The organism is Bacillus zhangzhouensis, assembly GCF_000715205.1.
Lineage (GTDB): Bacteria > Bacillota > Bacilli > Bacillales > Bacillaceae > Bacillus > Bacillus zhangzhouensis.
In genome coordinates this window covers 20,388-31,792 of record NZ_JOTP01000032.1, presented here as the reverse complement: position 1 = coordinate 31,792, position 11,405 = coordinate 20,388, and the positions used below count along the sequence as shown (strand labels likewise).

The 11,405-nt window shown below is 41.0% G+C and carries 7 protein-coding genes and 1 riboswitch; all 7 genes read right to left on the bottom strand.

Annotated elements, in window-relative coordinates; genetic code table 11:
- Nucleotides 1-299: 299 nt before the first annotated feature.
- The 7 genes from BA70_RS17000 to BA70_RS16970 all read right to left on the bottom strand — a co-directional run bounded on the left by BA70_RS17000 (nt 300) and on the right by BA70_RS16970 (nt 11,217).
- On the bottom strand, nt 300-2,021 hold the full coding sequence (locus BA70_RS17000) for a pyruvate oxidase (protein ID WP_034324746.1): 1,722 nt from the start codon (nt 2,019-2,021) through the stop codon (nt 300-302).
- A gap of 70 nt (nt 2,022-2,091) precedes the next feature.
- The gene (locus BA70_RS16995; protein ID WP_034324744.1) at nt 2,092-3,918 is read right to left on the bottom strand and encodes an APC family permease; all 1,827 of its coding nucleotides are present in this window, start codon (nt 3,916-3,918) and stop codon (nt 2,092-2,094) included.
- A gap of 112 nt (nt 3,919-4,030) precedes the next feature.
- Nucleotides 4,031-4,175, bottom strand: a riboswitch (cyclic di-AMP (ydaO/yuaA leader).
- A 66-nt stretch (nt 4,176-4,241) separates the two neighbouring features.
- Nucleotides 4,242-6,332: a cellulose biosynthesis cyclic di-GMP-binding regulatory protein BcsB gene (locus BA70_RS16990; protein ID WP_034324741.1), complete on the bottom strand. Its 2,091-nt coding sequence runs from the start codon at nt 6,330-6,332 to the stop codon at nt 4,242-4,244.
- Nucleotides 6,333-6,336: 4 nt separating this feature from the next.
- Nucleotides 6,337-7,560: a glycosyltransferase family 2 protein gene (locus BA70_RS16985; protein WP_420834687.1), complete on the bottom strand. Its 1,224-nt coding sequence runs from the start codon at nt 7,558-7,560 to the stop codon at nt 6,337-6,339.
- 37 nt (nt 7,561-7,597) lie between these two features.
- The gene (locus tag BA70_RS16980; protein WP_034324738.1) at nt 7,598-9,313 is read right to left on the bottom strand and encodes a DUF2334 domain-containing protein; all 1,716 of its coding nucleotides are present in this window, start codon (nt 9,311-9,313) and stop codon (nt 7,598-7,600) included.
- Nucleotides 9,303-10,154, bottom strand: a complete 852-nt coding sequence (locus BA70_RS16975) for a GGDEF domain-containing protein (protein ID WP_034324737.1) — start codon at nt 10,152-10,154, stop codon at nt 9,303-9,305. The genes BA70_RS16980 and BA70_RS16975 overlap by 11 nt, the downstream gene beginning before the upstream one ends.
- The gene (locus BA70_RS16970) at nt 10,135-11,217 is read right to left on the bottom strand and encodes a glycosyl hydrolase family 8 (RefSeq protein WP_034324736.1); all 1,083 of its coding nucleotides are present in this window, start codon (nt 11,215-11,217) and stop codon (nt 10,135-10,137) included. Before BA70_RS16970 ends, BA70_RS16975 begins: the two co-directional genes overlap by 20 nt.
- Between the last annotated feature and the right edge of the window lie 188 nt (nt 11,218-11,405).

Sequence of the window (11,405 nt, the reverse complement as noted above, 5' to 3'; positions counted from 1 at the left end):
CTTTTTTTGATCCTTCACAATGCTTTTGGCGTTTTTGATACCCATATGGACTGCATTGTCTAAAAAGTGTTCTTCTACGAAGGTATCGCCGCCAAAGCTCGTATCATCAAGTGTACCCTCCATTATTGATCATAAAGTCTATTTTACCTTTCTCAGCTAGTTGGAAAAATAGGCTTTAAGTTACAAAAATAGTTTCCAAATATTTTTAGAGAGAATAAAACAAGTGACAATTGAAATATGTTTGCCCATTCATCACAAAAAAAGCCAGCCCTCTTTTTAGAGGACCGACTACGTTGTGTTTAAAAAAAGCGTTTTAGACTTTTCTTAAGTGGAGGGATATCCAGCTCACCTTTTTCAAAGAATTTTTTCAATAAATACTTACTAAAGCCTGCTGCTTGTGTATACGTAATTTTCCCAGGTAGTGGCGGTTCATTGGTCACAGCGACATCAATAATGACTGGTTTATCGGATTGAAGTGCTGTATCAAAGGCTGGTGCTAGTTCTTCATGTGTTGACACTGAGATTCCTTTGCCGCCACATGCTTCTGCAAATTTTGCAAAGTCGATATCTTCTAGCTCTATACCGTAATTGATATTTCCCTTTACCTGCTGTTCATATTCAATCATTCCAAGGTTGTTGTTATTTAAGATCACGACAACGATCGGAAGCTTATATTTTACAGCTGTGACGAAGTCTTGCATGACCATTGTGAAGCCTCCGTCACCACAGACAGCAATGGCTTGGCGATTCGGTTCGTTTAATTTAGCCGATATGGCTCCAGGTAAACCGCAGCCCATTGTCGCAAGCCAGCTGGAGATAATGAAATCTTGTTTTTTCATTTCGAAATGGCGTGCCATCCATACCGTCACATTGCCGACATCAACTGAAAGAATGGCATCATCTTCGACTGCTTCTTCTAATCTAGCGATGACTTGTTGCGGTTTAAGTGGTGATGTTGCAACGGATTTTTCCTTATCCATTTCTTCTCGCCACTTCATCATATGCTCTGTACAAGCTTCAAGAAAACCACGCTGTTCTTTATATTCAATATAGGAGGTCAGTTCATGCAAACCATTCTTGCTGTCACTTACTATTCCCACTTCTACCGGATATCTTTTACCGATTTGATCTGGCTTTATATCCAATTGAATGGCAGGTGTGTCCTCCGGTAAGTAATCCCTATATGGAAAGGAGGTTCCGAGCATGATTAAGAGATCACATTCTTCCATCGCTTCATATGCTGGTTTCGTTCCAATTTGACCTAGGTTTCCTAAAAAGTACGGATGCCTGTCTGGAACAACTCCTTTTGCAGGAAGTGTAATGACGATAGGTGCAGCTGCCTTTTCAGCAAATGCAAGAAGCTCTTCTTTCGCATTTTTTAATCCTTTACCTGCTAAGATAACTGGCTTCTTCGCATTGTTAATGAGCTGAGCAGCCTTTAGCAGTTGATCTTTCTTTGGCCGCATCTCTCCCTCTACATAAAGAGGAGATGTATAAACGGGCTTACGCTTAATTTTTTGAGAAAATAAATCATCCGATACGGTGAGAACTGCCACGCCTTTATGGGTATAGGCTGCTTTGATGGCTTGATTTAATAAGTCTGGCAGAGCTTCTGCTGTTTGTACCTGCTGATTAAAGACAGCTACGTCGTCAAACATCCGCTCTAATTTGATTTCTTGAAATGCGTCTCTGCCTACTTCGCTCGAAGCAACCTGCCCTGCAATCGCTAAAACGGGCGCACCATCTGCTTTTGCATCGTATAGTCCATTTAATAAGTGGACAGCACCGGGTCCAGCAATTGATAAGCAAACTCCGAGTTTACCTGTTAGTTTGGCATCAGCCGCTGCTGAAAGTGCTGCCACTTCTTCATGTCTCGTTTGTATGAATTGTATTTGGCTTGATTCATGCCTTAGTTCTTCGATCAATTCGTTTATACTGTCACCAGGCATTCCATAAATATGTTTCACGCCCCACTCTTCCAGTAGCGCTGTTACTTCTTTTCCTGCGGTTCTTTGCGGCATGTGAGAAAACTCCTTTTTTCTTACTCCATACCACCGCACCCTTTTGATCAAACGTTTCAACTTGCGCCTGTTACTTTTTAAAATGATATGGAAGGGTGGCGACAATAATATCCCGCTTCCATAACAAACGGAATCTTAATAAAAAAGCAGATTGATTATGCAAGATGGTATGCCATCTTTTTTTCGGGATGAATTGAGGCACGAGCACCATCACTTTATATTGATGCGCATTTGCTTTTGCCTCAATTGTTTCAAGAAATTTATCAAGAGGGTGAATGAGACTTCGATAAGACGAATGTAAAATCACAAGACGCACATCACTATTCAGCTTTTCCCAATCTGCTTCAATTCTCTTGTCTTTCTCTTTATCAAAGGAGACGTGAACCGCTATGACCTGATCTGATAAGGATTTTGCATATTGAACAGATTGTTCGACGACACGAGTTACTCCTGCTATTGGTACGATGACCACGTTTCCTTTGATCTCAACCGGCTCTGTTTCATTCAATAAACGCAGTTGTTCTCCTACAGACAGGTAATGCTTTTTGATGGCATGAAAGATCAATAGAACGATTGGCATGAAAACAAATAATGGCCATACAAGATGGAACTTAGTCAAAATGAGAATCATGAGAACCGTGAAAGAAATAAGTGCTCCCACTATATTGATTGGCATTTTCGTTTTCCAACCCTGTGGTTTTTCACGAATCCACTTTACACACATGCCGGTCTGAGACAAGGTAAATGGAATAAATACACCGACAGCATATAGCGGAATCAGGTGCTCAGTTTTCCCATCAAACAGCCAAATGAGCAGCATGGAGGCTACGCCTAAAAAGATAATGCCATTGGAGTAACCAAGTCGATCTCCTCTTACAGTAAACATACGCGGCATATATTTATCCTTAGCTAAGTTAACAGCCAATAAAGGAAAGGCTGAAAAGCCGGTATTTGCTGCTAGTATCAAAATTAAAGCCGTGACAGCCTGTATGACATAATAGAAAAATGTACGCCCAAATGTGTCTGATGCAATTTGTGACACAACCGTTTCTTCTGGCTTTGGTGAGATGCCAAAGCCAAATGCAAGCAATGTCACACCTACAAATAGAACGGCCAGTAATCCACCCATCATCAGTAATGTTCTCGCTGCATTTTGTGCTGCTGGTTTTTTAAAGGATGGAATCGTATTTGAAATGGCTTCAACTCCAGTCAGAGCAGAACAGCCAGATGAAAATGCTTTTAATAAAAGAAATAATGTAATGCCTGATACATGTGTGCCAAACGCTGTATGCTCAGGTGCTGGCGGCACTTGCCCTGTTAATAGTTTAAAGCCGCCGACTCCAATTAAAATAAGAAGTGAGAATACAAACAGGTACACAGGATAAGCCAAAATAGATGCCGATTCCGTCAATCCACGAAGGTTGAGCACCATAATCACGATGACCAATACAATTGAAATCAAGACGTGATATGGATATAGTGCTGGAAAAGCTGATGTGATGGCATCAGTACCCGCTGAAATGCTCACTGCTACTGTTAAAATATAATCTACCAGCAATGATCCTCCAGCGATCAGCCCGGGTTTTTCACCTAAGTTCCTGCTAGAGACGATATAAGCCCCGCCGCCTTCTGGATAAGCATAGATAATCTGCCGGTAAGATAGAATTAACGCCATTAAAAGAATTAATACACAACCTGCAATCGGGAGTGAGTACCAGAACGCCGCCGCACTGACGACTGATAGAACAATCAAAATCTGTTCTGTACCGTATGCAACTGATGACAATGCGTCTGATGACAATAATGCCAAAGCTTTGATTTTTGATAGTTTTTGTTCTCCTGCTGCCTGTGATTTTAATGGTTTACCAATTAAAATACGCTTCATCAAACTGTACATGTGTTGCCCGCTCCTTTAGTGTCAAACGATTTAAGTTACAAAATATGGATCGCCAAAAAGACACAGAGGCAATAGAATGCCCCTGTGCCTATAGTTTAGATCACAGGTTGGTCTTTGCTCTCTTTAACGCTTACGAGGTTAGCTGACGGATTCGGGCGCATGAGACTTTGCCCTACCTTAAAAGGATTCACCCCACGTGGTGTTTTATACCACAATTGGTTCCCCCGCTCATCGAAATGATTCAGCGATTGGTCTTTTATAAAAGAGATCATACTCCCGTTTGACACCAAAGTAAAGAGATTTTTTCAAGGTCTTTTGAGCGTTTAAAACTCAGTCTTTTTACGGTTTTTTCGTACGAAATAGATAATCATTGCAAGCACAAAAAGGATTAGTGCAGCTATACATACAAAGTAGATCCAAGACTCGCTGCTGCTTTGTTTTTCACCTGTTTTCAGGTCGCTTGATGCGCTGCTGACCGTTTGATGATTAGAGAACATGTCTTTGTTTTTGCTCTCTATCGCAACTGTTGAAGTCTCCGTATTTGTTTGAAGGAAATGAATCACTTCATTTGAAACGTCAGCTTCAGCTGCATTCATTCCTGAAAAGACCGTCATTGTCTGTTCTTTATTCCAAACAGATGGCTGCGTCCATACAATACGAGCAGTTGTTTCATTGATCATGCCAAAAGAGGATACATCGTATTGATCCTTTTTCGTTGGAACGATCAGATCGTCTGCTTTTTCTTTTAAAAGAGAGAACGTTTGAATGCCCCCGATGAAAATGAGAGCGTGATTTTTCAATTGTTCATTTGTCACATTAGAGGCTTTGATCAAATGATATTGAGCAGCTTCTGGCTGACTAAATGATTCTGTTAGCATCGCCATTTGATTGATCGTTTCACGTTTGATTTGATCTGGCATGATGATCATTGTTTCTTCTTGCTGCGTCATTGAAGTGAAAGGACGCGGCCATGTGGCTAAATCCGGTGTATTACTAGTTGTTCCTTCTGGAATTTGAAGGGAGCTGTTCTTATCAATGAAAATCCAGCCTTCTTCATCCGTATGCCTGCAAGATTCCATGTTTTTAAAACCAGTTGTGACAAATTGCAAATCAATATATTCATTTTTTTGCAGTACCTTTGCATCTACTGGAACCGACACATGATAGAAACCATTTTCATCTTTACTGCCTAGTTTTGTTAGTGGTACGTCGTGCGGTTCGTCATTGATCATCACAGTTAACCGTTCTGTTTTGTTTGCTGCATTAGACTTTTTAAATGACAGATTGAGCTTTGCGCCTGATTTTTGGTTAGCAATCAATGCTTTCGGATAATAGTAGTGATCAGACGCCGTCTTTTTGGTCCCAACAGTGACATCATCTCCACCAAAATCTTTTAGACGAATATGGTGAGATGGCTTAGTGGTTTTAGCTGCGACCTTTTGAAGCATTAAGTCCGTGCCAGTGAGTTGACCTGTCAGTTCTGGCTGAGTGAGGACATTGATTTTTTCAGCAATTGTTCTTGGCTGGTCAGCTGTGACAAATAAGACAGGCTGTTCTTTTTTCTTTGCTATCAGGGTTCTAACCGCTAAGGTGATATGATTGCTTTCTGTTTGAATCTCGGCAGCTTGCTCAATCGATCTCATTCGTCCATTCCAGCTTCCTTTTGCTCCCACAGCAATGGTTGGATGCGCAATTTGCTGGATGTCCTTCTCTTGAATGAGCTTGATGTCTGCTAGGCGATCTTTGTTTTTCAACGTACGGTATACCTTGATGGCGGCTTCTAATTCAGCCTCATCTGGTGTATTTGGAAGCACAATATTTGTTTGCTCTTTCTGATCACCTGTTTGAATGAAAGGTGATGGGAAGCTGTCTAATGTAAGGTCTTTCGTTTGAATTCCTTTGAATGCCAGCTTACTTTCAGGATATACCTTTAGCCAATTGGCAGGTGTCTCTTGGTTGATACACACACCTTCTTTTAAGACGCCGTAAAATGCGAGCTGAATTCGATGAGATCCCTTTTTCAGTTGTGCTTTGTTTAATTTGATTTGAATCGATTTCTTTTGGTTTTTCCCTGATACGGGGATGGTTTTTTCAATCTCTCCATCAATCATGACAGTGAATGAGGATGGCGAAATGAGTAATGGAGAAGCCTCTATATTCAATGTAAGAGTGCTAGACTCTACTTTTTCTTTGTCAACTTGATAGGAAAATTCAGTACGGTCTTCTTGTCCGTATAAGGTCACCACATCTTCTGTTAAGTGCTGCGTTTCTGCTTTACTTCCTTTTGATGAACGTACCCAATCATCTTTTACCTGTACTTTATTTGATTGCGCCATTGCTTGACCTGTCATGAAAAAAGGCTGAATGGCAAGGGATAATGCCAATATAAAAATCATCCATTTTACCGATTTCAATTTGTCACCCGCTTTTCTTTTGTTGTTGATCGTAACGCTCTGTTTTGTACCATTTCACTTCTTGTTTCAATAATCGACTCTTCGCCTCTACACATAAGGAGTACACAACAAGCGCAATCCATACTTGAGAATAGGTGAAGTACATGAGAGCCACAATGAGGATGTTCTGTTTGGTCAGCTCTGTTTTCTCAATACTTAATGTAATCATCACTTCTGTTAGAAAGAGGAAGAAGGCCAATCCCCATAGGATCAGTGCAACAGTCCCTACAGATAAGTGAAGATCAACAAATAAGTTCACGATAAATATGCCATTTGAGAGCAGTACACCGAAGAAAAACAAGAAATACGTAAAGAAAAAATAAAACAAATCGAAAATCATTCGTTTTCGTTTTAGCTTCATAAACTGCCCTAAAAATTTAAGTACAACATATTGATTGCCTCTAGCCCAGCGCGTTCGCTGCCGCCACCAGACCTTCCAAGTCTCAGGCTCTTGTTCCCATGTGATCGCAGCAGGGAAAAATCGAATCACATATCCCAGGTTATAAACACGGATCGTTAATTCGGTGTCCTCAGCCAAAGCATGAACATCCCAGCCGCCAAGCTCTTCTAAGATGTGCCGGCGGATCGCGAAGTTTGTGCCTGGTATGGTCGTAATACCAAACCATTTCCATCTCCCGCCCTGTGCCATCCATTGGAAGCATATGGTCTCAATGTTAATGAATTTGGTGAGCAGATTTTTAGTTGCATTGATGACCCTGAATTTCCCGACAACAGCGCCAGCTTTTGGATCATTCAATAATCCAAGAACTAAATGATAGACAGCCTTTTGTTCAGGCGTGTTATCTGCATCGTATACGCAAATAACTTCTCCTGTAGAAGCCTTCAAGCCTTCATTCAGTGCAGTGGATTTCCCCTTTCCTGCAAATGGCGGCTTCGTTTCAATCATATGGACATGATCATATTGCTCACTGAATGATTGTACGATGTCTCCGGTACGATCAGAGGAATTGTCATTAATCACAATGATTTCAAGAAGATGTTTTGGATAGGATAGCTGAACCATTGCTTTTAACGTTTGCCGAATGACCACCTCTTCATTATGAGCAGGAATAAGAATACTGACGGTCGGCAGCTCTTTCCCTTGTTTCGTCCATTTAGGCAGCACTTTTTCGTAGGTTAGATAGTGCTGAAAGCCGCCCTGCATCAGAAACATATGGTATAGGAGCATGATCCAAATCAGTATTAATGAAAGATAAAATAAGACATCAGCCACCTGATTTTCTCTCCTTAAAAATTCGTTTTTTCATTGTCAGCCTTAAATACAATGTGTAAAAAGCAAATGCCACAATAAATAGCAGCACCACGACTGTGAGAATTCGCAGCATATTTTCCATGCCGCTTCTTTTGACTGTTTTTGTTTCTGCTATGTTGGATTGCTGTACTTGAATCTGTCCATTACCTGATGTTTTGATCTGTACATGTTCGGTTTGGACAGTCTGTTTTGTTTTCTTTAAATCCAGCCATTCACTAGAAGGGATCGCCTCCAACTGTGTCATCAGATCCTGTAGACCATCTATGCCCGATTCCACATCATAGGACAGTCCAATCGTGGCAGATTGAATATGTTGCATGGATTGAATCGTCTGTTCGGTCAGAACGTTTGAACCCTCTTGGTCAGACGCTGTATCCACAGGTTGTTCAGGATATAAGGTCATGCCATGGAGCATGGCTGGTGTCGCCATAAATGGCGGTGCACCACTTGTTTTCCATGTGCGATCCGAAAGCTGTACCTGTCCAAATAGACTTGAAACATGCCGAGAAACCACTTGATAGCCTTGTTGAGATATGGCATCATGCGGCACTTCAAATGCAAGTGGATAGAGTCCTTGCTGCGTTAGAAGCTCAATGCCTTTTGTCAGTTTTTCTTCTGTATAGATGACTTCTTGGTGCTGAGCGGATTTGGTATAAGCATCGAAGTCTTTTTCATTTGGAAAATGGCTTTTACTCAGCTTCTTTTCAGCTTTCTTCGGTTCATTTGAGGTAATAGACTGATCGTACTTTACATCCCAAAACTCAAAGCCCTGACCAGATTCCTCGGTTCGATACGTACGGCTAAATCCATGAAGAATCACGCTAGCTCCATTGCTTTGGAATTGTTTCAACACATTCACAAGATGAGGACGGTCATTCAGTGTCACTTCATCACCTGTTGCCGGATCAATCCATACAGGGGTCACTGCTATAAGAAAAGGAATATGCCGGGCGAATACGTAATGTCCAAGTTCAAGCAACTTCTTCTCGTCAGTGGCTGGACTGATATTCCCTAGTCGTAAGTATTTTGTCGTCACTTGATCAAAGGGCGGCAGGAGTGTTTCTAGCACTTCTGCCAGAAGCTTGCTCTGTTGCACTACATCTAACATTCCGATATAAGCCGCACCTTCTATTGTTTGAACCACAAATGGCAGAGCAGCTTGATTTTTCTTCAATAGAAATTCACTTTGCAGATTTGCCCCTTGAACCGATAGTGCTGTGATACCTCTCTCAAGCTGACGGTAGGTCTGATCATGTGTACGTTTGATTTGACTGGTGTGATCTTGTTTATGAAAAGTGAGCTTAGAGAATGTGCGAAACTGTTCCGCATTGTATCCAATGGCCATTAAACGTTTAGATTTGTTGATCGCACGAATGGTTTGTTTTGGCAATGCTTTCTTTACTTCACCGATATAGATGACTTGCTGAAATTCATTGAGCTTCTTTTTAGCCATTTGTTCATCGGATACAATCGTCGTTCGTTTGGTAAAATGACCGACGAGTAAATCAAGCATATGAACAGCTGGGGTCACTTCACCCGATTCTGTCGAATAAATAATAAGGGTATTCGGCTGCGCAACATGAGCTTCGGCTGAATATATGTGTTTGAACGAGAGCATCAAAAAAAGAGCGATCAACAAACAGCATTTCATCAAAGGATTAAAGTTCATTCATCATCATCTCGTTTTCTAGTTCTTCTAAAAATTGCTCTGGTGTACGATAAGCCGAGCTGCTTGTTAAATGACAGACATGAAATGTCAGGGTCACCTCACGACCGTTTAGTAAGACATGCGTTTGCAGTTTATCCTTTAGCTTATCAAGGACGACAGAAACGTTTTCTTCAGGTGTGTGGGTGAGCATCAGACCCATTCGTTCTTCGGATAATCGAAATTTCTTATCGGTTTCTCTCACACTCTCGCGGATCTTGATACTCAATTGCTGAAAAAGGTGCTGCATTTCTTTTTCGCCATATAACGATTTGAATTCTGCTGCGTAGTGCATATGAAGAAGGATAAAGACAAATGGCTGTTTGTATCGTTCTGCCCGTTTCATTTCCTCGGACAATTCCAGCTTCATCCGCTCTGCATTGTCAAACCCTGTTGTCGAGTCAATCGCCACAAATTGTTTGATTGCCTGCTTTTGTTGTTCAATGGTGTGACGCATCGTCTTGATACGCTCATGCATGTTCCCTGCTGAAATAGCGAAAAAGAGGAGTGCCACGCCCCAGATCACCACATCTTGCAATGTTTGATTGGTAAAGAGCGGATTCGTGTGTCCAAGCTCTGTAAAGAACATGACACTTCCTATAAAGAACAAAATAAGTAAGGTGAAAATTAATGCTGGTAAAATACCAAATAAAATGCCGCATCCTAACACGACAAATGTCAGCGCGATGATCATGAAGCTCTCCGCATCATGTACGTTTAAGTAGCCCATAAACAAAATAAGACCTGCAAACGTGAGGAGCAGAGAATAATACAAGCGATACGTATTACTGAATAACCGATTCATTTAGAAGCTCCCTTTCTGCAATAAGAGGCAATAAATTATCAAATGAGTGTGTTTCTTTTTCGTTCATGTATCCTCCGTAATAAGGCTTGAGAGGATCTTGGATTTGTAATTCTTTCATTCGGTGATAGACATCTTTTGCAAAATCCAGCTCTCCTTGATTGAGAGCATATAAGATCACCAGTGCATATACCGAAGGCGATTCATACGTCACAGCTGGCTTCAATGAGTTCAGCTCATATCGTCCGTACAGTTTTCCTTCTTCTTGAAAATTCGTTTTTAGCCATTTCATGATCTCAGATGTATCAACCTGTGCATGTTCGGCATGGAGAGCCGTATAAAGTTGATCAATCAAGTTGATTTCTTGATCAAATGAGTAGGCTTTTTTCGCTATGTCATAGGATTTAGGAAAGAACCCTTTTTGTCTCGGTGCATTTTTTAGAATGGCCAATTGGTTGATCATCGTTTGTTTCGTGAATATTTGGAGGGATACCAATTCTTTGATTGCTTTTGGGTCCATATATGAGAGTGTGATTGTGTGTGAAGTTTGCTTTGTCGATGCATCATAATAATCGGTGAGTATGCCCTTGAACATGTTGTTGTCTTTTAACGCTTGTGCGATTTCTTTCGCTGTGGTCTGATATGCTGACTTCTGCCACAATTGATCTGCCTTTTGAAGTGCTGCCACTACACGTAAATCATCGACTAAAGCATTGACCTTACTTTTTTGTTGTGATTCAATTTGCCAGCTGAGAAGATCATGATTTAGTAAGAATTGAGTGTGCAGGACGTCTACCTGTTGGTCAAAAGATGGTTGATCTTTTTTTTGAACAAGATAATCCATCCAAAGTCCAAGCGATTCAGATAAGTAAATATGCTGCTCTGCAAAAGAGGTGCGAATCATCCCTTGGTCTGTCATTAAGTGATGAGTGATAAAGTATTCTCCCGGCAATACCGGCTGTACTGATTCTGGATGAGCTGGCTCTTGCTGCTGTTTCCATGTACATCCGCCTAGAAGAATCACAATAAGTATAACGATAGCTGTACGATGTATGGATGTATCCATTCGCGTCCCCTTTCATCTCCCAGTTTTGTTAGCTCTAACGATTTATTATAGAGCGTTTCTGTTTAAATTCAAATAAATATTTTATACCAAATTACGAGCCTTTTCGCATAGTTACTCCCAATTTAAGAAAAAAAAACCTGCCGATATGCTTGATTTTAATAAAAAACCCATGCGATTTCGCACGGGTT